Annotated in this window: 12 protein-coding genes and 1 tRNA gene; 11 read left to right on the forward strand and 2 right to left on the reverse strand. The window is 54.3% G+C overall.

Annotation, left to right across the window (positions count from 1 at the left end; genetic code table 11):
• The first annotated feature begins 63 nt into the window (after positions 1-63).
• Complete coding sequence (locus ACGY09_RS04905) at positions 64-1962, forward strand: glycerophosphodiester phosphodiesterase family protein (protein ID WP_397570698.1); 1899 nt, start codon at positions 64-66, stop codon at positions 1960-1962.
• 98 nt (positions 1963-2060) lie between these two features.
• On the opposite strand, the gene ACGY09_RS04910 is transcribed toward ACGY09_RS04905, so the two are convergent.
• Positions 2061-4010 carry a SulP family inorganic anion transporter gene (locus ACGY09_RS04910; RefSeq protein WP_397571849.1) on the reverse strand — a complete coding sequence of 650 codons (1950 nt, stop codon included), beginning with the start codon at positions 4008-4010 and terminating at the stop codon, positions 2061-2063.
• A 645-nt stretch (positions 4011-4655) separates the two neighbouring features.
• Between ACGY09_RS04910 and ACGY09_RS04915 the strand changes: the two genes are divergently transcribed.
• The 10 genes from ACGY09_RS04915 to ACGY09_RS04960 all read left to right on the forward strand — a co-directional run bounded on the left by ACGY09_RS04915 (position 4656) and on the right by ACGY09_RS04960 (position 24162).
• Positions 4656-4726, forward strand: a tRNA-Gln gene (locus tag ACGY09_RS04915).
• 1230 nt (positions 4727-5956) lie between these two features.
• A complete protein-coding gene (locus ACGY09_RS04920; RefSeq protein ID WP_397570699.1) occupies positions 5957-6871 on the forward strand; it encodes an exosortase/archaeosortase family protein in 915 nt (304 codons plus the stop codon).
• Between the two features lie 101 nt (positions 6872-6972).
• Entirely contained in the window at positions 6973-9351 is a 2379-nt protein-coding gene (locus tag ACGY09_RS04925; protein ID WP_397570700.1) for a polysaccharide biosynthesis tyrosine autokinase, read from the forward strand.
• 193 nt (positions 9352-9544) lie between these two features.
• Positions 9545-10186: an exosortase C-terminal domain/associated protein EpsI gene (locus ACGY09_RS04930; RefSeq protein ID WP_397570701.1), complete on the forward strand. Its 642-nt coding sequence runs from the start codon at positions 9545-9547 to the stop codon at positions 10184-10186.
• 156 nt (positions 10187-10342) lie between these two features.
• Positions 10343-14647 carry a tetratricopeptide repeat protein gene (locus ACGY09_RS04935; RefSeq protein ID WP_397570702.1) on the forward strand — a complete coding sequence of 1435 codons (4305 nt, stop codon included), beginning with the start codon at positions 10343-10345 and terminating at the stop codon, positions 14645-14647.
• Positions 14648-14842: 195 nt separating this feature from the next.
• Positions 14843-19099 (forward strand): tetratricopeptide repeat protein, encoded by a 4257-nt coding sequence (locus tag ACGY09_RS04940; RefSeq protein ID WP_397571850.1) that lies wholly within the window; start codon positions 14843-14845, stop codon positions 19097-19099.
• A gap of 987 nt (positions 19100-20086) precedes the next feature.
• Positions 20087-20731, forward strand: coding sequence for a PEP-CTERM sorting domain-containing protein (locus tag ACGY09_RS04945; RefSeq protein ID WP_397570703.1), 645 nt, complete (start codon positions 20087-20089; stop codon positions 20729-20731).
• Between the two features lie 205 nt (positions 20732-20936).
• Entirely contained in the window at positions 20937-21674 is a 738-nt protein-coding gene (locus ACGY09_RS04950; protein WP_397570704.1) for a CAAX prenyl protease-related protein, read from the forward strand.
• A 213-nt stretch (positions 21675-21887) separates the two neighbouring features.
• Complete coding sequence (locus ACGY09_RS04955; RefSeq protein WP_397571851.1) at positions 21888-22565, forward strand: FHA domain-containing protein; 678 nt, start codon at positions 21888-21890, stop codon at positions 22563-22565.
• 190 nt (positions 22566-22755) lie between these two features.
• Positions 22756-24162, forward strand: coding sequence for an HD domain-containing protein (locus ACGY09_RS04960; protein WP_373651374.1), 1407 nt, complete (start codon positions 22756-22758; stop codon positions 24160-24162).
• 251 nt (positions 24163-24413) lie between these two features.
• Here ACGY09_RS04960 and ACGY09_RS04965 read toward each other — a convergent pair whose 3' ends face one another.
• A complete protein-coding gene (locus ACGY09_RS04965; RefSeq protein ID WP_397570705.1) occupies positions 24414-25646 on the reverse strand; it encodes a PQQ-binding-like beta-propeller repeat protein in 1233 nt (410 codons plus the stop codon).
• Positions 25647-25670: the final 24 nt, after the last annotated feature.

The following is a 25670-nucleotide window of genomic DNA, read 5'->3' on the forward strand; positions in this document are numbered from 1 at the left end:
TCGCTCCGATGACGACATCCTGTTTGTCTGATCGTTTCGACCCGCCAGCGATGCCTTCCATTTATGAACCCATCTCTTGATCCCGTCACTGTACTCAAAGGGCTCATCCAGGATTTTCGTCAGCTCTGGCGAGAACTTTTGATTTTTGATGTTCTCTTTCAGTTGGTCCGGGCCTGGCTGATCGTTCCACTGATCGCGATGGCACTCTCGTTCCTGCTCTTCAAAGCGGGACGAGTCGCCGTCAGCAATCAGGACATCTTCAATTTTTTGCTGTCTCCACTGGGTGCTGCCTACGCTGTCACCTTGAGTGCGACCACTGCCGTTTTGATTCTGCTGGAACAAGCAGGAATGCTCGTCGTCATCGGAATGCGGCACCGGCCCCAGTCTGCGCCTCTCGAAGGGGGACACGACCGTCTGACGCCCCTGATGAGTTCGTTCTGGCGGATCAGCAGACTGGGACTGCTCAAATTAAGTGTTCTGACCCTGTTGGCGGCCCCCCTCCTGGCATCCGCATATCTGACCTATCTCGTTCTCCTGACGCAGCATGACATTTACTATTATCTCACAGTCCGCCCCGCTGCATTCTGGCAAGCCGCCATTGCGGGCATGACACTGCTGGCAACAATGACGGTGTGCGGGGCGTTCCTGCTTGTCGAATGGTTGCTCGCCCTGCCGATTGTCCTTTTTGAGACCCTGCCTGCCCGATCAGCACTTGCTGCCAGTCGCCAACGGGTGCGCGGTGTTCGGTCCCGGATCGCACTGCTTCTGCTTTGCTGGGGTGGTGTGAGTTTTGGACTCGGAGCGATACTCACCGCCGTCTTCCAGTTTGGTGCCGATATGCTCTTGGCACATCTTGGAAAAGACTCGGTGCCGCTTCTGGCATCACTACTGATCGTGCAGTCAGGATTGATCGGCTTCGCCTCATTCCTCTCCAATTCGGCAATTTCATTACTGATTCACCGCGTCTACCATGACATAAGTGGTTCTGATCATCCGCTTCGGGAGATCGCTTCATCAGCAGCATCGCGATCTCCTGATCACGCCGTCGAACGCTTCACTGCAACCCGGGTCCGGATTGCCGCGGCAGTGACGGCAACTGTGACCATTCTCGTTCCTGTCGGATTCTGGATTCTTCTCGCGGAACGGGTCGCGACTCGCAGCACAGTACTTGTGACCGCACATCGAGGCTCTGCCGCGCATGCTCCGGAGAATACTCTGGCGGCGATTCAGCGGGCCATCGACATTGGTGCTGACTACACCGAGATCGATGTTCATCAAACGAAAGACGGAGTTGTCGTATTGCTGCACGATCGCGATTTGCGACGAGTGGCAGGTGACTCACGCCGACTGAGTCAAATTACATTTGAAGAAGTTCAGAAATTGGATGTCGGACGCTGGTTCTCTGAAGAGTTCGCCCAAACCCGTGTCCCGACGCTTACGGAGGCACTGAGACTTTGCCGCGACAAAATTCGAGTCAACATCGAGCTCAAGGTATTCGGCCCCTCTGCAGAACTCGCTGAAGCGGTAACGCGCATCGTTCGTGAAGAGGGCTTCGAGTCGCACTGCATTATCACTTCACTCAGTGACGAGGCACTTAATCAGGTGCGTCAATTCCATCCTCGCATTCCAGTGGGAATCATTGTGGGTCAGTCGATCGGCGATGTGAACCGCTTTGATGTGGATGCACTCAGTGTTCGGGCCGACCATCTCACTGACGAGATGATTCGTTCGGCCCAGCAACTCAACCGACAGGTCATGGTCTGGGGAATAAAAGGAGAGCGACAGATCAATGCTCAGCTCCGGCGAGGAGTCGACAATCTGATCGCGAGTGATCCCGAGTTGGCGATTCGGCTCAGAGACCGCTGGAGAGACGCGTGCGACCGAGATCGAGTGGTCATGGGACTGCAAATCTTGCTGGGAATCAGCCAGGAAACAACCCATTCGGCACTCGATACCGACTAAGCTTGCGTGGAATCGCCTCAGAACGACTGCCACACGCGAGACACCCAAGCCAGTTCGTGCGACTTCCGCTGTAAACCCGTCCACCCGGATATCCTCAATCAGAACTGATCCGGATTAATGACGTCGACATTCTCGACGCACACGGTCACATGATGTTCATTGAAAATATCACGTCTCAGGTAGTCGAGCAGTCCTTCCGAAACGGACCGCGTGACAATGACCTCGATTCGAACGAGCGCAGGGTTCGGCGAGGATGCCTCTGCGAGCAATCGCCGCCCCGCCCCGACACAGGGAATGAGCGTGTAACCCGACGCACCAAGATCCACGAACTTGGTAACGAGTTGCTCCTGAAGCAGAGCATCAGCAACAATTGTCAGTCGTCGCATCGAGCGCAGCCCCCGTTTACGAGTTGAAAACTCATGAACGGAGAGCTGACGATGAAGATCCAGACCAGAGATCGTCAGACTGAGTTTCTCTTGTTCGAACTCCTGCTGCAGGGCATGCAGTTTTTCCATCACACTGCTATCGACCAGCTTCGTCTCAGAAAGGTCGATCACCAAATTGTTATGCCGCACCAGACCAATGTCCTCAATCTGTCGCTTGAACGGAATCCAGTTACTGAAGACGGCCGAACCGTAAGCCCTGACCAGGTAGGTCCGGTCGCCGATCTCTTCAATATCCAGATAAGGCTTAAAGAGAGAACGAACGGGAACGCCATTGCTCAAGTGGACAATTAACTTCACCGCGATGCCGATTGCAATTCCGATCAACAGGTCTGTCGCGAGCACGCCGACAAGAGTGCAGACGAAAATGAGAAACTGCTCTTTGCCAATGTGGTACACATGCAGAAATTCCCGCGGGTGAGCCAGCCGAAAACCCGTATAGACGAGCATCGCGGCAAGAGCAGCCAGGGGTATCTGGTGGATCAAGCCAGGAACAAGCGCCAAAAAGGCCAGCAGGAACACGCCGTGCCAGACATTGGCGAAACGGGTCTGCGCCCCGTTGTCGATGTTGGCTTTGCTGCGAACAATCTCCGAAATCAGCGGCAATCCCCCGATCAGTGAGACGACAACATTCGCCAATCCCACCGCCAGCAGATCCTTGTTGAAATTAGTCTTTCGCTTCCAAGGGTCCAATAGATCAATTGCCTTCGCACTCAGCAGCGATTCCAGACTTCCAATCAAGGCGAACAAGATCACCCACTTCCACGCGACCAGATGATTCAAGGCAGAAAAGTCCGGACTTGCGAGCGCCGACAGTAGATTCTTGGGAACATTCACAAGGAACCGCTCGCTGAGGCTGAAACTGTGTCCCATCAGGGAATAGGTATGTTCGTGGGACAAATCGAAGAAATACCCCAGCGGAATTGCGACGAGGATCACAACAATTTGAGCGGGAACCCGGCGAATTCGCTTGTTGCGAATGAGCGGCCATCCAAAAAGAATCGCCAGACTCACCAACCCAATCAAAGCAACCTCAGGATTCATATGGACGATTGACTTGGGAATCTCTGCGAGCAGATGCAGAGGTTCCCCATTGAGTCCCATCACCCCGAAAACGATGTGTATCTGCTTGGAAATAATGATCACGCCAATCGCCGCGAGCATTCCGTGCACGGTCGAACTCGGGAAGAACTCTCCCAGAAAGCCCATGCGGAAAGCACCAAACGCAATCTGGACTAAGCCGGCGACGAGCCCTACCGCCAGAGCCATTTTATAGGCCTGGGTTCCTGCGTCGGGCGCGTCACCGAGGATGACTCTGAAATCGGCGACGGCACCAAGCACGATCACAATCAGCCCGGCCGCCGGTCCTTTGATCGTCAGTTCTGAATTGCTGATCAGCGGTGTGACGATCGCCCCTACGATCGCCGTGAAGACCCCCGCAATCGCCGGAAAACCGCTCGCCAGCGAGATACCAAGGCAGAGTGGCAATGCGATCAGAAAAACGAGAAACCCGGATACAGCGTCACGCTCAATGTAGTTTCTCATCCCCTTCAGATCGCCCCGAGGAACCTCCGCTTCTGAAGTATCGGCAGTCTGCGTGAGCATGGGATTGGACATGGAGTTGGAAGCCTCGGTGACGAGATACAAATAAACGGCAGATCCAGCAGTCTGCAGCTGGCCCGCTCAGGAACGAATGTGAAGACCATTGGGCTCTAGGAACCCTCCGCCCCTCAAATTCAGACAAGCGAGGAAGTTGAAGTCATCCGGGTTTGGGAGAGGAACCTTCGGCCGACTCGGACACTCTGGGCGGGATTTTGGGCTTCGCCGTCGCGATTGTCGACCCGCCTGTCCTCTAAGCTCTCCACATTGTAAGTATCAACCGGTACGGAGCTCGCGGGGGAGCCAAATCTGAATGCCGAAAGTTGGGAGGCAAACTTCCCTCAGACGCTGCCTGAATGTGCGACTGATCTTGACAGAGGACGCCCTTATAAGTGACAGCCGCTATGGAAGTTCGGGTCCAGCACAAAAAATCCACAGAAGATTTCATCTCCCTTCAAGGGGAAGATCCGACGCAATCCCCCTCGGCTCAGTGAAAATCGTCATAACTGCCTGAAAAACAGGCAAATTCGGCACGCTAAGGTCTGCTGTCAAAGCAGGCTCAGCAGTTTCTCATAAAAAATACGAAATCGGGTTTGGCAAAAGAAGATCCGGCAGTATACTTCGCCCACGCAACGCTCCACGGGAGCCGCCTGCCTGGTAGTGTAACGGTAGCACGAGTGACTCTGACTCACTTAGTTTAGGTTCGAATCCTAACCGGGCAATTTTCAGCCTTATTCGATAGGGCGTTGTTCTCGCACATCGAGATTCCTGGCGTGCTCGACCCTGATGTGGCCGATTGAGCAATCTCTAACTCGCCACTCGGCTTCACGTTCCACGGCTCCCCTCCGTTCTCTCGCAAAGTTTCGAGCCCAGCCCACGTGCCCCTCCCTCTGACAGGGGCCCTCACCGAGATTCCGTTCTCCACATCCGGGCAAATCGAACAACTCGAACGGCCTGATTCATTGTGTTAATCTGCACAAACTGCATCCACAGGAAAAGATTAGAGCGAGCAAGCGAGTAAGCCGCTTTCTCTGTTGTAAAGCTGTGCAATTTGACCACACTTGGCCGTTCTCTTTGCTCTGGGACTTCGTGGACAGTCTCTAGTGGGAAACGGGCCGTTCCCTCTGCTGCCACCGTCCCTGTGTCTTAGCAGATACACCTCCTGAATGTTGTCCAAATTGCCTAAGTGTCCCTCGCCGCAATGTAGTCATTTTAGAACAACACCAGACCTGAGCGCATCAATTTTATTGCCACCCTTTGCAGAAGTGGACCATTACACTGTATTCTATGCTCAAGAACGTCCCAAAAGAACCCGCAAGCGTCGCTCGCGGGTCCACACAACGAAAATGCGTAGAGAAGGCGAATGAGTACGCCCCAGCGCTCACGTGCGAGGCGGCGGGTGCGACTTGCCATCACGCCACTGCCGCATGACTCGACGCAGATGAGACACTGGAAATCGAATCGACAATCACCCGAAACTCTCTCTCCAAAAGAAATTGACTCACTTGGCCCATATATTGCTCACCAAGTCCGACAAACCCCCGATCGATGGGAAAAAGGGCACCGATTTATCTCCTTGGGCGCTACGTCGTAAAGCTGAAGTTTTGCAATTCCCGTTAGCTTTGTGTTGAATTTTCCTTTTTTCAGATCATCTGTATGGTATCATCGGCGAAGTTTCAGACTCGATTTCGAGCCTGTACCGCCGCTACTTTCCCCCTGAATTTTCACAGTATAAAATATTGCCCAACACAGAGCGCTGAAGATTCCTGATTCGAGATTTGCAGCGATTACAACGACTCGAGCGCCTGAGGCTGAACGACGACACTGTTGCGGATCCTTTGGTCAGTCCCACACCAGCGATATCGTCGTCCTCCAAATTGTCACACCGTTTTCCTAAGAATTGAAAGACGAAAGTGCCCGAACCTACCCCAGTCACGCCAGCAGGAACCTCGGTGGAATCACCTTCAGGCTTCAGCCAGTTGGGCACGCCTTCGGCTGGCGTAATTGTTGCGGGCCTTCTCTTGGTCTTGGCGCTCGGGGGCAGCGACATCCCAGCGTGGCGATGGATGTACCGCCTTTGGATGACCAGTCCAGATTCTTCCCATGGGATTCTGGTCCCCTGCTTTTCCGCCTGGCTTCTGTGGCACCGTAAGGGAATGCTGACAATCCCGTTGCCCGCCGTCACATGGTCTGCCCTGATTTTGGGCAGCGCCCTCATCATCCTGGGCACTCTCACTCGGTGCACAGGGGTGTACATCCGCATGATCTCGCTTGAGGCAGCCGCTGTCGTCCCTTGCGTAGCAGGTGTGGTGCTGATTTGCGGGGGGTGGCATGCGGCTCGCTGGGCATGGCCTGCCGTCCTGTTCCTCGTGTTTATGATTCCACTTCCAGCCGGCTTGGGAAATATCCTCAGCGGTGCTCTTCAGTCTATCGCCACTGTCTGCAGCACGTTTCTCCTTCAGACCGCTGGGGTGCCAGCCGTCTCCGAGGGGAATATCATCTGGTTGACGGAAAAGCCGCTGGGGGTCGCACAGGCCTGCAGCGGATTGCGAATGATGACGTCCTTCTTCGCACTTGCTGCGGGTGCCGCGATCGTCGTGCAACATCCAACGTGGGTGCGGTACATGTTCATTCTTAGCGCCCCTTTGATTGCAATCGGCGCCAATGTTCTCCGAATATTCTTCACCGCAGTTGCCTATGAGTTCGGCAACGAGAAAATGGCGGAATTGATTTTCCACGATCTTGCGGGATGGTTGATGATGCCGGTTGGGCTGCTGATGCTCTGGGGAGAATACGTCATTCTTTCCAAACTGTTCCAAGAGGAACTCGATGAGTCGAGAGTAGGAGCTCGGGCTGTTACCGCTTGATAACAGAGAGTCCAGCCGGTGTTCGTGATTGCGTTGCAAAGTATTGAGATGGGTCGAGAAGCTCGTTCAATTCTTGCGAGGAGCTGAGGAACCATATGCAAATGAATCTGACTAACGATGACGATCTCGACGGCCCCAGCAGAGAGTTCTCACTGCCACAGGAGATTGTTCCAGCCACTGCTCGACCCACTCGGCTCATTAAGGTCGCTCCCGAAATTGAGCCGATCCCTGTTATCGCCGAAGCTCCCGAGGCTGCTGGTGCAGATTTCTCCCGTTACCTGCACTCAATCCGCCGGAACTGGCTCCTGGGTTCTGTTCTCGGAATCCTCTTCAGTGTTCCGCTGGCTGCTCTGATGTGGGTCCTGAACCCCAAAGAGTTCACCGCCACGGAAATCGTCCGGGTTTCACCCAATCACACCCCGCTGATTTTCGAAACTGTCGATAACCAGGGCAAGAATGGTTACGGCGAACTCAAAAACTACAAGAATACACAGCGGCAGCTTCTGCTTCAGCCAACGGCGCTGAACAAGGCCATCAAAGACCCGGAAGTCGCCAGCCTGAAGCAGATCGCTGACAATCCCGATCCGATTGGCTGGTTGCAGGAGAATCTAAAAGTCGTTTATCCCGATGACGCGGAAATCATGAACGTGACGTTCACGTCCACGGACCCCGTCGCGGCCCACCGCATCGTAAAATCGGTCGTTGATGTCTACATGAAAGACGTCGTTGAAAAAGATCGACAGGAACGGCTGAGTCGAATTGAGCGATTGCGACAGATTTTGAGCGATGCTGAGGAGAAGGTTCGAACCAAACGGGGAAATCTTGGGACGCTGGTTGAGAAATTCGGAACTGGCGATACCAACACCATCAACCTCGCACAGCAAAGTGTGATCTCTCACTTCGGCTTCCTGCGACAGGAACTGTCTAAAGTCACATTCGAGCTCCTGCGGGCCAAGAGCGAATTGATTGCGCAGAACCCCTCGGCAACTGGAGAGGAATTCAGCAAGCTCGGCCGCGCAGCGACAGAAAAGGCGGCAGAGGAAGTCGCAGACACCACGAGCGCTGACAACGAATTGATGATGAACGAAGCGATCGAAACGGATCCAGACGTTGTCAAATACACGAAAGAAGTGGCCGGCTACGAACACAAGATCGAACTCGCCCAGAAGCGGTACGACCCCAAAGTTGCAGAGTCGTACTCGATGAAGTATCGCAAGCAGCTTGAGGACTCCAAAGCGAAGCTTGCAGAGCGTAAGGCAAGGGTGAAACAACTGATTCAAAGCGGTATGGCCACTTCGGGAATGCCAGCTAAAGGTGAAAACCTGCCGCTCAAGATCAAGGCACTTGAAGCACACGCCCAGGAACTGCGTGACGAAATGAGTTTGCTCGAAGCAGAATCGAGAAAGTTCGGTCGGTCATCGATCGAAGTTGAGATGATGCGTAAAGAGATCACCAACCTCGACCCGATCGTCGACAAGGTGACACAGGAAATCGAACGGACCACCATCGAGTTGCAGTCGGCCTCTCGAATCACTCGCTACCAATCGACGGGTGTCCCTACGGTGGGTGAATCGAAACGACGAATTCCTCTGGTCATTGTGGGGGGGGCGTTTGGTCTGTTCGCCCCCATGGGCCTGCTCGTATTCCTGGATTCATTGCGTAACCCGGTGAACAATGTCCAAACCATTAATAACAACATGAACCTGCCCGTTCTGGGATCTCTGCCCCGTGTGCCGGCCAAGATCATGAAGAAGCTGTACGATCCGAATGCCGGAGCAGATGTGAAGGTCTGGCGAGACCGGATGTCTGAGTCTGTCGCAGGCGTAACAGCGATGCTGCTTCGCAAGCTCGCCAGTGAGGGCAACCGCATCGTCATGGTCGCCAGCGCCGTTTCGGGCGAAGGGAAATCGACGCTGTCAGAGCAACTGGCACGCAGCCTGGCCGATTCGGGACACAGAACACTTCTCGTCGACTTCGATTTGCGACGACCGGTACTGCATCAACGAATGAAGTTCCCCGTCAGCCCCGGCGTGAGCGATGTTCTTCGCAGCGGAGTCGACTTGAAAGAAGCAGTCATCGAAACGGACTGGCCGAACCTGAGTATGCTGACGGCGGGTAACGTCCCAGGAAGTCTCCTGCGAGAATCCGCCAACGGAACGCTGGATGACTTCTTCGATAAGTGTCGAGCCGAGTACGAACTCGTAATTGTCGACAGCAGCCCCCAGATTCCTGTCGTCGATGGGCGGCTTGTCGGTCAGCACACGGACGGCGTGATCCTTGCAGTGCTTAAAGACAGAAGTCAATTGGGTCAGGTCGCCAGTGCCCGCAGCATCCTGACAGACTATGGAATTAACATTTTTGGCTGTGTGGTATCTGGCGAAAGCAACGGCGGGTACTACTATAACTCGTACGAGGCGCCTCCAGAGCGGCGCATCGCGTCAACGGGAATTGCGGCTTCGCGATCAACAAGTGCAATGTAGTCTGCTCAGATGAGATCTGCGGCGTACAATCGGTTTGTCGCAGATCTCGCTTTTGTCGACGATTCCCCTGTCGCATTTCATCGACCCGCAGAATGTCGCGCCCTGTAATGTTTTCACGATGAGTGATTCTGCTTCGGTCCATTGAACTCGGCTTCATTCGATCGCAATCGTTTGAGCCCTTTAGAGCAAGATTATGATGAATCAGTTCTCCAGTCGGATCTGGCTTGCGGCATTGTTGATGGTGGGTGGATTTGTCGGGACATGGTGGGTTCGATCGGGTTACACCTTCGAAGTCCAGCCCCTCAGCCGGGGCTTGGAAACGTTCCCGATTGAACTTGACGGATACGTCGGAACGGATCTGCCCGTAGATGAGGACGTCGCCATCATCCTGAACGCAGACTCTTCGATTAACCGGAACTACAAAAATCCCAATGGGAATTCTGTGATCCTGCACGCGTCTGCGTGGGTTCGCCCCGAGACCGTCGCGTCCGTAGCTCCTCATAGCCCGAAGATCTGCTACACGAACGCGGGGTGGAGGATCGTGACGGAGCGGACCGTGCAATGCACCGCGCCATCAGGATCATGGCCGATGTGCGTATTGCTCCTTGACCGTGATGGTGAGCGGTGTGTGGTGGGCTACTGGTACCAGATTGGTCACGCCACATTTAACACGGCATCAGAAGCGCGAAGCGTGCACCGTGACTTGTGGGGTAAGAAAAAATGGCCGGCCACGATCAAATTCATGCTGCAAACTCCGGGTCATGACCTCGATGTGGTGCTTCCAACCTTGGAAGAATTTGCCAAGAACGTCTATCAATGGTCAACGGAACTTTAGTTCCGCTTTCGGCGTCAAATCTGTTGAGAGTGTTGTTCACAGTCAGTTGTTTTGTATTGCACCGATTGGGATCGATTGAAATCACGGTCAAACCCAGCGGTGATCTTGCTCGTGTGAACTCCATTCAGCCTTTGAATAAGTGATAGGCGCCCTTAAATGCCCAAGATCAATCTGCGCTGGTTGGCAGGTGTGGTTTTCATACCGGTTGTTCTGGCGGTCCTCCTGTTCTTCCTCCATCAATATCAGATGGGTCGTAACGCACATGTCTTCATGCGCGAGGCGAAACGTGCCCAGACTGAAGACCGCCCCGATGATGCCCTGAATTATCTTCGAAGATACATCAAGCTGGCGCCTAAGGACGCAGAAGGGCTGATCCTTTACGGATTCGAGCTCGCCGACCAGGATCAGCTTCCACAGGCATTCAATGCACTGGATCGGGCTATCCAGAAAGCCCCCGGACGACTTGATGTGCGTCGGCGACTTGTCACGATCTGCCTGAAAATTGCTCGCTACCACGATGCGATTGAGCATCTGGAGAACCACCTGTTGCCAGACTCTCCAAACGACGGAGAGCTTCTTGAGCAGTTAGCTTCTGCCCAGATCGGGCTGTCTGAATTCGCTGAAGCCGAAATCACGCTCGAACGGGCCATGAAGGACGCTCCGAAGAGGCTGGAACCATACGTTCTGATGGCGTCCATCCAGGCTTCCAAGCTTGGCAATCTGAAAGGCGCGATGGAAACGCTGAACCAGATGGTGGCCAATAACTCAGATAACGCCAAAGCTTACTCGTTTCGAAGCCAGTGGCTGTTCCGGCACTTTCTAGACTCACGGACCGCTTTCAAGTCGCGTCGCGGTGTTGAGTTCGACGTCGAGGCAACGCTGAAACAGATTGATTCTGATGTTCGGGAAGCTCTGCGTCTCGCACCTGAAGACATTGAATCGCTCATCCTGGCAGCCCAGATCGCACAGCAAACTGATCGTCTCGAAGAAGCTCGTAAACTCATTCAAGACGGGTTGGAAAAGCACCCTTCCAATCCCCAGTTCTACACGATGCTGTCCGCGTTGGAAGCTGATGCAGGAAACATGGAAGCGTCGATCGAGGCCATTCGCCGGGGCGCAGAGTTAATCCCCAAGAATCTTGATCTGCAATGGAACCTCGCGCGCTTACTCATCGAGTCACGTCAATTTGACGCCGCCAGAAATTCGTTGGCCCAGATTCGGCTGGGTGGATTTACGGACGCTCTCGTCGAGTATCTTGAGGGGCGCATGTCGTTCCTGCAGGGCGACTGGTCGAAAGCCATTGAAACCTTCGAAAACGTTCGTCCGCGACTGATCCGCTGGCCCGTGTATCTGCGGCACGTCGATTTCTGGCTCGGCACGGCCTACCGAGAGATCAATTCTCCTGACCAGCAACTCGCAAGCTTCCGCCGGGCCGTTGCCAGCGACCCGGACTGGGACGCGGCACGTCTAGCCCTTGCGGAATCCCTGGCTGCTGCTGATCAGATCACGGAAGCCATTAACGAGCTTCAAACAGTTTGCGCAAGTTCTGATGCCCCTGTTTCGGCTCATGTCGCACTGGCCAAGCTACTGCTACGGCAGAACTTATTGCTGCCCGCGAACCGACGTAGCTGGGGTGAATTCGATGCTGTGTTAAAAAAAATCGATGCTGACGGCAGCCAGGAGGCGACGCTCGTCGTTCTCCGCATGCAGCGGCAACTGGTCACGCAAGACTACACCGGAGCCGTGCAATCGATCTCTGCTGCGCGTGAGTCGCATAAGGATCAGATTGACCTCTGGTCAGCTGACTTTGATCTCGCACTGGCGGGTCGCGACCGAGACCGAGTCAACGAAATTGTTCGCGGTGCAGAGGAACAATTCGGCGATGTTGTCGCTGTGCGACTCATGAAAGCACGGGCACTCGTCGCTCAGAATGGTGGTTCGCCCGAGGCGATCACAGAGCTTCGCAGTCTGTCGGCGCCCCTTCCGGAATACTCTGCACAGGACCGACAACTGCTCGCGGAAGGGTTAGCCTCATTATTCTTGCTCGCAAATGACTTTGAAGACGCGGAACGTCTCGCTTTGCAGATTTCAACTGAGCAGCCGAACAATTTGCGAATTCGCCTGCTACTGCTGGATATTGCTCGCCGCGCAAAGCGCCTGGACCTGATGGAGGGGGTGCTCAACGAAATTCGCCGTGTGGTCGGTGAAGGAGCCGTCTGGCATTACGGGGAAGCCGAGCGTCTGGTGCTGAAGGCACAAGAGACGAACGATGTTGAAGCCTGGTCGAGCGCCTTGGGACACCTGGAAAAAGCCCGAGCGATCCGGCCGACGTGGGAACGAATTCCGTTGCTGACCGCCGAAATTCACGACCGTCGCGGCGACGCGATTCAGGCGATCTCAAAATATCTCGAAGCCATCCGAATGGGTGAAAGGTCCCCGACCGTTGCCAGTCGTGCCCTCACACTGCTCATCGGCGCAAATCGTTTCGATGATGCTGAAAAATTGATTCAGCAGTTGAAAGATTCCCAGTCCGTTTTCACTGTGGACATGGTGAAATCTGAGATCGCGGTCGAATTGCAGCGTGGCCGCAAAGACCAGGTGCGCAAGATGGTTGCCCAGCTCGTTTCCGGGAAGTCAAACTTCAAGGACCCGCTCTGGTTGGGGCAAGTCTATTTGAACGTCGATAATTATCCGGCTGCAATTGAGCAGTTTCGGCTGGTGACCGCTGTAGAAAAAAATCGACCTCAAGCTTGGATCGGTCTCGTACGGGCGCTGGTTCAGAACAAACAAATCGACCAGGCGGAGGCAACCATCGCCGAGGCGCAAAAAACGCTCGAGGCCGACCAAGTCGATCTTGTGCTAGCGCAATGTTACGACGCTCTGGGCAACAAAGATCTGGCCCAGACACACTTCCAACAGGCGCTCAAGAAGGCACCGGAGGACTCCGAGCTGACCCGTCGATGGATCGAATTCCTCGTAAAGTGGGGCGCGATCAAAGAGGCCGAAGTCGCAATTCGAGAGATGCTGCAGGAATCCTCTGGCAAACCCGCCCTCAACCAGCAGACGCGACTCTGGCTGCGGCGAAATCTCGTCATCGCACTTCTTACTTACGGCCAGCGTGAGGCCGTAGCAGAGGCATTGGTTCAGATCGATAAGAATCTCGCTGAAGTCAGCCCTGCCACAGTTGAGGATCTGCGGCTGAAGGCCAATATCTACGCGCGTGGTGCAAACTCCATTGAACGACGCCAGGCAATCATGATCCTGGAAGATCTGATTAATCAGGAACGGCCGGGCGAGTTCCAGCCAGATGATCACTGGTTACTGGCAAGCCTCTACCAAATGGAAGGGGACCTGAAGAAGTGGCGGTCCGAGCTCCGGCGATCGATCAGCGATCGTAAAGAAGATCCGCGCTTCCTTGCCGCGTTCGTGAAATTGAACTTGATGGAAAAAGAAATTCCGCAGGCAGAAGTTTACCTGGAAACGCTTGAAAGACTGGTGCCGAATGACTTGCTCACACTCGACCTGAAGGCGCAGGTTCTGTTTGCAAGGAATCGGTACCACGAGGTCGCGACACTGCTCAAGAAAGTCGGCACACAAGAGGCGACACCGGACGAACGACCTGATGCTGCGACATTTAGAAAGTACTGGGCCGCCAAGCAATTTGAGACTTACTCGACGAAGTTGTCACAGGATAAAGATCAGGCGGATCTCGCGAGGCAGTTTGCCGCAGAAGCGACGTCTTTTTACGAGCAGCTCATCGTCGAGAAGCCTGACCTGATTCTGGCATATGCCGAGTTCCTGGCAGTTACGGAACAGGTCGCCCGCTCACTGGAACTTCTCCAGGAGCATTTCTCTGAAGCGACCGTCGCTCAAGTCACGGGAATCACCCGTAAGGTGATGCGAAACAAATTCTCGACATCCGATCAACTCGCTGTGATCCAGCGGTTGGTCGAACAGAAGTTGAAAGAGAATCCTGATTCAGTCGCGCTCCTGCTCGCCTTGACCGATCTGATGAGCTGGCGTGGTGACTATGAAGGGGCAATGAAAATCTATCGGGATATGCTCGCAAGCAACCCCAAGAATACAATTGCTCTGAACAATCTCGCGTATGTCCTCGCTTTAACTGGTGGTAGTCACCGGGAAGCCTTAAGTCTGATTGACAAGGCCATTGAATACGGGGGCAGAAACGAGGCCTTTTTAGACACTAAAGGAATGGTGTATCTCGCTGCTGGACACTCGGATAAGGCAGTTCTAGAATTTGAGAAAGCCATCGACGAGAAGGAAACGGCCGAAGAGCAATACCACGCGGCAGTGGGTTATAGTAGAACGGATCGGCTGAAAGAGGCAAAGGACGCTTTACAGCGAGCAGTTCAACTTGGTCTGGTGGAGCGGGACCTGCATCCCATCGAGCGTCAATTTCTAAATAAATTGAAAGAACAGTTGCATGTTGACGTTCCCTAACGGCTAGTATACTTACGACCATAAACAATCTGATTGATTTTGACGCAACACTCGATGCCGCACCAACTGCTCGAATAAGATTTTGTTAAGGCTTCACCGTTGTCCGCGACGCTCAGACGCTCAGGCAGAAAGTCGAGAAAGCGAAGACTCCAAAAGATCCTACGCACGGTGAACCTCAGGTTCATCCTTGTGTTGATGATCAGTCTTCTGGGGCTGGCTGGAGGTTTGTACCTTCTGCACTCCTTCCAGATGTCGCGCAATTCACAGGCCTACGTGAGAGCCGCGAAGCGTGCCCTGGCAGAAAACAGGATGGACGTTGCGGCCGCCTATCTCCGCCGTTATGTCCTGCTGGCACCGAAAGACCCGGAAGGTCTGATCCTGTTCGGACAGCTGCTTGAGGATTCAGGCCGTCCGGATCAGGCTTATGCGATGATGGATCGAGCTCTCAAGCTGGTCCCGGACCGGTCGGACGTCCGTCGGCATCTGGTACGGACCTCTCTGCAAATCGGTCGTTATTCCGAAGCGGTTTCGCAAATCGAAGAATATCTCCTGAAGGAGAATCCCAAGGATGCAGAGGCACTGACCCAGCTCAGTACATGCTTTTTTTCCTTGAATCGATTCGACGAGGCGGAGCGGCCCCTGGAAACTGCGATTGAGGCCGATCCGACATATCTCAAATCGTACACCATGCTCGCATCGCTGCGCCATGAGAGGTTGAATCGGGCCTCAGATGCAAATCTCGTCATCGACCAGATGGTCACCGAGAATCCCAACGATCCGATGGCATACTACTATCGGGCACAGTGGCTGGCCGAGCGACTTGCAGAACCCAAATCCTCCCGGAAACTGGAACTGCAGAATGCAGATGAAATGCTGGAGCAAGCCGAGAAGGACATCAAACAGGCAATCAAACTTGATCCTGATAATGCTGACATTCGCCAACTGGCAATTTTTCTAGCCTACACCAGCAACAAGCTGGATGAACTTCGTGAGCACGCCGAACACGGTATCCGTGTTTATCCCACCGATCACCGATTCTATGTGTCGCTCGCAGAACTGGAGCGGATGCAAAAGAATACGCCAGCGGCCTTCGACGTCCTGATGCGTGGTGTGGCGGCTGCGCCAGACAATCTTCCCATCAAGTGGTCGCTCGCCGATATTGCGATTGAACTCGGAAAGTTCAGCGAAGCAGAGGGCCTGATTCGCAGATTGAGTGAGGAAAAGTACCGGCGTGAACTGGTTGCTTACCTCGAAGCGAAGTCGGCGATCTACCGACAGGATTGGCTCACTGCCATCGATCTGATCGAATCGTTTCGTAACAATCTGCGGGATCGCCCCGACCTTGCTAAAGACGCTGAATTCTGGCTTGGAATGGCCCATGGCGAAACACTGTCTTTGAATCAGCAATTGATTTCCCTGAGGCGTTCCGTCGCCTTGGATCCCAACTACGCTCAGTCACGCCTCGAACTGGCGAACGCCCTGTCCAACGCGGGATTACTGTCTGAAGCTATTGCGGAATATGAGCAGCTCCTCACGCTGCCGAAAGCTCCTGTGCCTGCGGCAATTGGTCTGGTAAAGGCGTTGCTCGCCTGGAACCTGACTCACCCCGCGACATGGGATGAATTCGACAAAGTGCTGCTGCGCATGGAAGGAGAGCCTTCGCTCCAGGACCAGGTGGCCTTGTTCCGTATGGAGAAGCACCTGGCCCATGATGACGTGGCCGGGGCAGAGAAAGTCGTCGCAGAAGCCCGCGCAAAAAAAACCGATTCGATGGAATTATGGCAAGCGGAAATCTCGCTGGCCCTGCTGCAAAGTGAGTGGGACAAGGCGGAACAGCTCATCCAATCGGCCAATGAACATTTCGGCGACACGGTGAGATTGAGGCTGATCAAGGCTCGCTACGTGATGCGGCACCGTGGGCCCGACACAATCGCCCAATTATTGAAGCTCGCCGAAAAGAACAGCAAATGGACCGATGCCGAATATCGGGAACTTGCCGGTGGACTGGTGCCCCTGTTCTCGAATGCAGGGGATCAGGTCACAGCGGAAAAGCTGGGGCGGGAAATCGCCGCAGCAGAACCGAAAAATCTTCCCGTTCGCCTTGCTCTGCTCGACATCGCTCTCAGTGCGAAGAAGCCCGACCTCATGGCGAGTGTTCTGGAAGAAGTGAAGGGGATTGCTGGCGAGAAAGCTGTTTGGCATTACGGCCAGGCACTTCGACTGTCCCTTTCCAGCAACGGAGCCCCCTCAGAAAGCGACGCCAAAACACTGCGGCGAGAGGGCCTCGCCCACTTGAGTAAGGCCAAGACAACCGCCCCGAACTGGAGTCGTATCCCGTTACTTGCGGGTGAAATCAGCGAACAGCTTGGGGACCCCGACCAGGCAGCCGACTATTACCTCGAGGCAATTCGACTCGGAGACCGAAGTACAGCTGTATCCGGTCGTACGCTTGCCTTGCTATTCAAGCTGTCGAAGTTCGACGCGGCGGCGAACCTGATCCGCGAACTAAAAGAGTCGCACGTCTCGTTTACCGAAGAAATGCATCGGGCAGAAGTCGATATCGCATTGGAACTGGGCCGAAGCAAGGAAGCGCTCAAAGCAACTGAGGACTTGGTTCGTGTATCGAAAGAGGCCCTCGATCCGCTGTGGCTAGGTCAGGTATATGCGACACTGGGAAATTACAAGCTGGCCGAGCCCCAGTTCCGCGAAGCAATTGCGCTCAATAAGAGCGATCCCAAGGCTTGGATCGGTCTCGTGCAGGTGCTGGTCCTGTCGGGAAAGAAGAACGAGGTGGACTCCATCATTGCTGAAGAGCAAACAGCATTGTCTGGCGAACAGGCGCCTCTCACAATTGGCTTAAGCTATGAACTGGCAGGTAAGTTCGAACAAGCTCGTCAGATTTACCAAACCGCCTACGACAAAACACCCCAGAGTCTGACCATCGGTCATCGCCTGGCTGATTATCTGATGAAAGTCGGCGATAACTCTTCCGCTGAAGCTGTGTTGCGAAAGATGATAAAAGTTGCCAGTTCCGGCGACATGTCGCACACCGATCAACTTCCCGGAGTTCAACGGAAATTGGCTCGGGTCTTAATGAGTCGAGGAGGGCAGGATCAGCTCGGGGAAGCTCTGGGAATCGTCGAACGCCATCTCGCAGTGAATCCCAATTCCGTCGAAGACGCACACCTGAAGGCCGTCATCCTGGCAAACACGGCTTCAACAGTCCAGCAGCAGCAGGCGGTGGCGATTCTGGAAAAACTGCTCCGTCAGAACCCGTCCTCTGCGACGTCTGCAGACGACCGGTTCCTGCTCGCACGACTCTATGTGCAGGCTGGGGATCGGCCGAAAGCGAGAAATGAGCTCAAGAAGCTGATCACAACGCGAAAGGACGATCCTCGTTACTACAACGCATACGCACAATTGAGCCTGCAGTCAGGGGAGTTGACGGAAGCGGAGCTGTACCTGGGCATTTTGCAGAAACTTGCGCCGAAAGAACTTTCAACGTCGGAACTCGAAGCGCAACTTTTGTTTCGCAAAGAGCAATATGCTGATGTCGTTCGATTGCTGAAAGGGATTGCAAACAGTCGTTCAATCGACCCATCCAAAGCCGATTCGACCGTGAAATTTAAGCTCTGGGCGGCAAAAAGCCTGGAAGAGTTCGGACGGCGACTGGAGCAGATGGGCCAGTCATCCGAAGCCGCCAAGTTCGCCGCCGAAGCGGAGGCTCTCTATAAAAAGTATATCGAGGACCGACCGGAAGAGATGCTCGCGCTGGCGGAGTTTCTCGTTCAGACGAGTGAGATCGATCGCGCATTGGATCTGCTTCAGGAGCACGGGGCCAAATCTTCCCCCATGCGGATCGCCAGTGTGGCTGTGGCGATGATGAAGAATCCCCAAGCGACAACGGCACAGATGTCCCGACTTCAGTCCTTGATCGATGCGAATATTTCGACGCATGCCGATTCGCCGCTGATCCCCTTAATTTCAGCAGATTTGAAAAGCTGGCGCGGTCATTACGGGGAAGCCCTGAATGGTTATCGCACGATTTTGTCGCGTGACGAAAAGAATATCCCGGCACTCAATAATCTCGCAGTGCTGCTCGCACTGACCGGGGGCGACGCGAACGAAGCACACGGTCTCATCCAGCGGGCACTCGATGCAGGGGGACCCGTCCACGTGCTTCTGGACTCGCGTGGACTCATCAATCTCTCGTCAGGTCACCCCGAAAAGTCTGTCGGGGACTTTGAAGGAGCAGTTAGCCAGCGTGAGACCGCAGAAAGACGGTTCCACGTTGCCCGAGCTTATGCAGCATTGAAACAACACGACGCCGCTCGCAAGGCCATTCAACGTGCACAACAGCTTTCACTGCGGGAACACGAACTTCACCCGCTCGAGCGCCCGTTCTTGAAAGAGTTACTGGGCTTGCTCCAGGAGCAGGCTGCCCAGAAATAGACATCTTTTCGCGCCAAGTCATCCCAGGAACGGTGTGCAGCAATAGCAAAGTTCTGCGAAAAAAGCGTATCGGGTGGCGAGAATCGCAAATTACGACGCGCAATCTGCCCCGACTCCCGAACAGGTTTTCTTAGTAAAGTCAGCGCAGTCAAAACTTTCTTGAGCAATCATAGTGTACAAATTTTTAAAAACTGAGATCTTATCTCTGGAATTGGCTTGATTTGCCGATATCAGAGGAGTTAAAATCGGCAGAGTGAACCGATGTCGAAAAGCCATAGGGGCTGTGATTCAGTAATCGTGGACTCTTGAACCATGTCGAATACTCGCACCCGAATCAGGAAAGGACATGCCAATCACATTGATTGGGTTTTGGTCCTTGGATTCGCGGTTCTTGCAGGATTCGGTAATTCGGATGTTCGAGCAGAACTAATTACTCCTATCGAGAACGCAGGATCGTCGCAACTGCGAGGCCTGATCGATGATCAGGGTACTTTCTACAGCCGGCTGTTGAGCTGGACGGAATTTGAGCCCGTCAACATTATCGTCGGTGCTCAGGCCAATTCCCCAGTTGCTGACTCAATCGAGCACGGTCATGAAGAGGTTCCACCTGAGTCTGAACTGATTCTCGCCCCGGGTACATTCCAGGGATCTGGCGGAACATCCTCTTCATCGACTTCCACCTCTGGCGGAAGCGCTCCTCCTGTTTATGCCGCTCTCTTAACACTGCGTTCAGCGCTCCCCGATCCCGTTCTGCTTCTGCACTGGCGGAGGGGGGAGTTTCTGCAAATTCCTGATGCACCTTCTTCAGGACTCTTCCGCCCTCCGAGGCAACTTCCTCACAATTTCTCAGTTTAATTGTGTTGAGTTGATGGGGATTGCCCCAAATTTCTTCGGATTCATGGGCTGAGTTTGTACTTTCGGGCGCACTGTGCAGTCCCGGGTATGGACTTTCCAAAAAGAGTTTCAATCTACAGAAGGTTAAGATCTATGTTGTTCGCAAACAGCCTCCGCAAATTGGCTTTGGGTCTCGTCGTCGCCGCTGCATCGTTTGGCGTTGCAGCTCCAGCTTCGGCTGACGTTTTCTATGACGTCGTCTCCCAAACTCAAGTGAACTCGACCGGTTTCCTCGTTGGCAATCCAGCCAACTGGTACACCGTTTACGATGTTCGCCTGAACCTGTCTAACTCAGACTTTGCTGGTCTTCAGGGATTCACCAAGGGCTACCTGTCCTTCTTCAGTACCCCTACTGGTCCATCGACCGCTGGTCCTGAACTGGAATTGAACCACACGTTCAACATCTACTCCGGCGCTAACCAGACGGGCACCCTGCTGCTGTCCGGTACAGGCACCTCGACCCTGACCCGCTCAGGTAACAACTCGGTCGCATGGGTTAGCGATACTCACACCTTCACCTCGGGCGTCAATGCCCCAACCGAAGGTAAGTTCTACCTGAACTTTACGCTCGCTAACCAGCCAATTCCAGCTGGTAACGATTTCCCACAGTTCGTGACCTTCGCAACCTCAGGGACGTTTACGACTGTTCCAGAACCTTCAACCTTTGCGTTGCTGGCTCTCGGTGGTCTTGGTCTGGGCGTTCGGGCTTACCGACGACGCAATGCAGCAGCTTGCTAATTGCTGGCCGCTGATTGCTTGATCAAAGTGGTCACGACATCCGTCAGCGACTGCTAAATTTGGGAAAGCCGCTCTTTATGGGGCGGCTTTCCTTGTTTTTTACGCTCCGGAAACCGGGTATGCTTTTATCTCGCTTCACTTGAATGAGGCCAAATCCGTACCTGTGCGACGCGGTCGTGTTAGTCTCGCTTGCACAACGTCACGGTTGCCCGACAAGGCCGCAGACAAGATTGATGCAGATAGTCATTCACTGTCACTTGGGAAAAACAAGCCGATGGCCGCGATCTCATACGTGCTACCGTTTTGCCTCTACCTCTTGCCGGCCATGCTTGAACCTTCGGACTCTCAGTCCGCTACTTACATGCTGATTTGTACGTTGAAGGGATTACTTGCAACGGGGGCACTCATCCTGTTCAGAAAGTCTTACCCCAAATTTTCGACCCGGGGTTTCGGACTGGCTGTCGCAGGAGGCATCGTCGGATTCGGAATTTGGATAGGGCTGGTATACGCTCAATCCGCAGTCCCAGTTATTCACAATGCGATCATCTCTGTACAGGGAACGAGAGCTGGCTTCAATCCATTTGTAGACGGATCACCGACGCCTCTGCAGATCGCCTTCACCGCAGTCCGCCTGGTTGAACTGGCAATCGTTGTCCCACTCGTGGAAGAGATCTTCTGGCGAGGGTTTCTATCTCGATATCTGATTTCAGACGACTTTGAAAAGGTGCCCGAAGGGGTATTCACAACCACAAGTTTTCTGGTTGTTTCACTCATGTTTGCCGCGGTCCACCCCGAGGTGTTCGGGGCTTTCGTCTGGGGGTCATTGGTAAATCTTATTTACATACGTACCATGAATATTTGGGCATGTGTGCTGACGCATTCTGTTACAAACGCAATTCTTGGCGTGTTTGTCTTGACTAATAAGGCTTGGTATCTTTGGTAAAAAGGCACAAAAAGCTGGCAATTCGTGAAGCTGGGTGGTATTCCTGAATCAACGAAAAACAGCGGAGTGGACGTTTCACACCGACCGAGGATTGCTTTGGCATCGGATCCTCAACGAGGACCTCCTTTCGACGTTGCCCATAGACGGACGGACTTGGTTATTGCTGGTTCTTACAGGACATCTTGAGTGCAATCTGCGGTCGCATTTTTGTTGATGACAAACGTCTCTCCGCAGGAGTGGCGAGCCCCAATCTTCAATCATTCCCAAGTGATTGGGCGACTTCCGAATTGTGATATTCAAGTACCGGCCGCCTTTATCCACGTGTCACGCCAACATGCTCTCGTCGGCGCTGACAAAGACGGGCTTTGGATCCAAGACCAGAACTCTTCGGGAGGAACTCAGTTGAACGGGGTTCCCCTCATTCCGGACGAGAAAACACGGGCGGTCATAGGCGACAGGGTTACGTTGGGTGGGCTGGAACTCTACTTTGTCTCCCCGGATGCCAGCATTCTGGAGGACAAAGGAGACGCAGACGCAGAAGAAGGACAATCCGGCCGAACAGTTCGATTCACGGCACGATCCGTCAGAACGGTAGGCGATGATCGACTCAGCGTACTCAGCCCCGCGGAGCTGGAAGTCGTTCGCTGGGTCTGTCGTGGCCTGACGAGTTTCGAAGAGATCGGCCGTCAGCTTTTTCGCAGCCCACACACCGTACGCACGCAACTTGGCAGCGTGTTTAAGAAACTCGATGTCCATTCCCGCGAGCAGCTTCTGGCCCTGCTACGTAAATGCGAGATTGCATGGACGCAGCCGGATGCAGCACATGTGAATGTTGCCCCGCTCGATACGACACCCACAGATGACGTCTCGGGCCGGATTGCAGAACACTAGTCTGCTCTGATCGCAGCAATGCTTCTGACGAGACTGTCTGGCTGAATGCTTGTCACTATTCTTGCCGTCTCAACAAGTGATGGCGCGGGTACCTCAATCCGCAAACCGTCCTGGCGTCGAGCCTTTCGACAACGAGTTTGCTAAGATGGTCCGACTGTTGTCGTTCCGAAGGCTCTAATAGGTTTGCCTCATGGTCCGTGATTTTTTGAATGAGAGTCTTTCTCACGACCCCGTCCATGGTTATATCCCCTTCATCGCACGGGCCGGGCTACCCCCAGGAGAGGCGGCAGAGCAGGATGTGATTGACCATCCCTGGGTTCAACGGATGAGGCACATTCACCAGTTGCAGACAGCATGGTGGGTCTTTCCTTCCGCCGAACACATGCGATTTCAGCACATCCTGGGTGCGATGCACCTGGCTTCCGTCGCCATCGATCACTGGTATGAGTCGCTGTGCGAGGCCTGCCGTAATGTTCCATCGAGAGCGTACGTCGAGAGCCTGCTGCGAATGGCTGCCCTCCTGCACGACGTGGGCCATGGCCCCTTCGGCCACTTCTTCGACGATCACTACCTCGACCAGTTCGGGGTAACGCACGAAGACATCGGGAGCGCAGTCATTGAGCAAGAGCTCGCTGATATTCTCCGCCGAATTCGCCGTAATCCGAACGGGCGCTTGCAGCCGCTGGAAGAACTGGATCCCCAGCAGATCTCGTGGCTGATCCGTCGCCCGAAGCCAGGTATGGAGGCTGAGCAGGGACATCCCGACTGGTTACGCAAATTGCGGTCTCTATTCAGCGGGATCTACACGGTGGACAACATGGACTTCGTCCTGCGCGACGCGTACATGTCCGGATACAACACCAAGGCTTTCGATCTGAATCGCATCCTGCACTACACATTCTTCACGTCAGCGGGGCTGACGATCCACGCTCGTGGTCTGCCCACACTGATCAATTTTATTGAAACACGCGCGAACCTGTTCCGCACAATCTACTTCCATCGAACAGTCCGGGCCGTCGATCTGGCGCTCGAAGACCTGTTTCCGGAATCGATGCCACATCTGTTTGACGGCAATCCCCTCGACAAGCTCAATGAGTACCGTCGCTTCACCGAATCCACGTTCATGGTTGATGTCCAGAGATGGGCTGACAGTGCTGACCCGACATTGAAGGACCTTGGCCGACGCTGGCAACAGGTGATTTGTCGAGAGGTACACTGGAAAATGGCATGTGAGCGGACGCTCAATTTCCACTCCGGAACCGCCGAGCGAACGACCATCTTTTCAGAACCGGACCTCGTCCTGAAGCGAGTTCGGGAACGCCTGCCCCGCGAGCTGAAAGATCTCGAACTGAAGATCGACGTTGCGAAACACTATCACCGACCGAGCAGTCGCCTGCCTGCCAGTGGTCAAAACTTCCTGCTGGACCCTGCCGTGGGAACCCCGCAGGGGCTTTCAGACGATGACCTGTTTCGCGCATTGCCAATCAGCTTTTGTATCTTTCGGATTTACTCCAAAGACCATCAGCATGATGGAATCCTGAACGGGGCACTGAATTCTGTCATCGGCGAAGTCAGTGATGCTAAAACGAATATGTGATCCACTCAACGTCACTCTGCTGCAATTGTCCACCCATTCGCCAGGGTGACGCGGGAATGGGGAAGCCACGCCCAAGGGGCACTCAGGGCTCCTGCGCCCTCCGACAGTCATGGATCTCCCCCTCATGAGAGGTCATCACTGGGAACAGGCGTTGTTGAGCAAGGGCACCTGTCCTGCTCGACGGTTCCCGACGAAGCCTTACGTCTTTTTCGTCGCGCATCGAAATTTTCATCCGCGACCATCTGAAAAGGCTACTTCTTCCCGAAGCAGTAAACCTTGCCGTCCCGGCTTTCACTCCCAATCACCAGCACTCCCTCGCCGATCGCGGGAGCGGCAGAAATAGGTTTACCCGCATTAAACTTCCAACGCTCGGTTCCATCCTGGAGACTGATTTCGTAGAGATTTCCGTCATTGGATCCAATGAATACGCGATCTCCGGCGACGGTTGGCGAACTGTCGACTTTCGCCCGCGTGGGGAATGTCCAGGCCTTCTTACCGGTGATCCGATCGATGGCATGAACGAGCTTGTCGCGTCCTCCGACAACAACCAGCTTTTCAGTGACGGCTGCGGAGGAATGAAACGGGGCATCTCCATTTCCAGGTCGGTAGCGCCAGATCACCTCCTGCTTCTTCCAGTCGACTGCCACCACTTCGCTTGCGAAGGTCCCGACATAAAGGATGTCCCCTACCACAGCAGGCGACGCGATCAAGTAGGTCTCGAGTCGCAGGTCAGCACGCTGCTTTCCTGTCTCGATCTCGATCGTCCGGAGGTGCTCGTCGCACCCCGCAATGAACGTCACCCCTTCGACAACGGCGGGTGCACAGTGAACGTATCCCTGGGTTGCAAAGCTCCACGCCAGTGTCCCATCCCCATTGAGGCAATAGAGACTGTTGTCATAGGATCCAAAAAGGATTCGATCGCCGATCACAGCGGCGGAACTGTAGATTTCCCCCCCCGTCTCATACTTCCACAAGCCTTCCCCCGTCTCGCGGTTGATCGCGTGAAAGACACCGTCTTCATCACCGAGATAAATCGCATCCGAGGTCACGGTGGGAGAGGATTTGAAGCCTGGCGCGAAAGAATTGGGCTCCACCTTTTCGACTGACTTGTAGGACCAGACAGTCTTCCCAGTCGCTTTTTCGAGACAGCTTAGTTCCCCCGACAGGCAGGGAACGTAGACAAAGTCGCCAACAATCGCGGCAGTGGCGAGAATCTGGTCCCCTAAGGTGATTTCCCAGAGCTTCTCTAGTTGCTCGGGCAACGGCGAAGTAGCCACACCCGACTGTAAGAGATCATGGCGGAACGAAGACCAACTGGTCTGGCTGGGATGAGCCACCTTACTCTCTTCCGCGAATGAAGAAGCACACAGAAGGGGTGAGAGCGCCGCAAAAGTGATGAGCATAAACGCTCGCCGAATTCCTCCTGATCGAGGTTGGGCGACGCGATCCTGCTGGTATTGGCTTCGCGGACCGAATGTGAACATGAATTTTTCCATTGTGACACTCCG

It is taken from the genome of Schlesneria sphaerica, from assembly GCF_044336245.1.
In the GTDB taxonomy this organism is placed as follows: Bacteria; Planctomycetota; Planctomycetia; order Planctomycetales; family Planctomycetaceae; genus Schlesneria; species Schlesneria sphaerica.

Bases quoted from the DNA above. Each gene is read 5' to 3' on its own strand.
- ACGY09_RS04905 (WP_397570698.1), top strand. From the start codon at position 64: ATGAACCCATCTCTTGATCCCGTCACTGTACTCAAAGGGCTCATCCAG.
- ACGY09_RS04910 (WP_397571849.1), bottom strand. From the start codon at position 4,010: ATGCTCACGCAGACTGCCGATACTTCAGAAGCGGAGGTTCCTCGGGGC.
- ACGY09_RS04925 (WP_397570700.1), top strand. From the start codon at position 6,973: ATGAATCTGACTAACGATGACGATCTCGACGGCCCCAGCAGAGAGTTC.
- ACGY09_RS04930 (WP_397570701.1), top strand. From the start codon at position 9,545: ATGATGAATCAGTTCTCCAGTCGGATCTGGCTTGCGGCATTGTTGATG.
- ACGY09_RS04935 (WP_397570702.1), top strand. From the start codon at position 10,343: ATGCCCAAGATCAATCTGCGCTGGTTGGCAGGTGTGGTTTTCATACCG.
- ACGY09_RS04940 (WP_397571850.1), top strand. From the start codon at position 14,843: ATGATCAGTCTTCTGGGGCTGGCTGGAGGTTTGTACCTTCTGCACTCC.
- ACGY09_RS04945 (WP_397570703.1), top strand. From the start codon at position 20,087: ATGTTGTTCGCAAACAGCCTCCGCAAATTGGCTTTGGGTCTCGTCGTC.
- ACGY09_RS04955 (WP_397571851.1), top strand. From the start codon at position 21,888: ATGACAAACGTCTCTCCGCAGGAGTGGCGAGCCCCAATCTTCAATCAT.
- ACGY09_RS04960 (WP_373651374.1), top strand. From the start codon at position 22,756: ATGGTCCGTGATTTTTTGAATGAGAGTCTTTCTCACGACCCCGTCCAT.
- ACGY09_RS04965 (WP_397570705.1), bottom strand. From the start codon at position 25,646: ATGTTCACATTCGGTCCGCGAAGCCAATACCAGCAGGATCGCGTCGCC.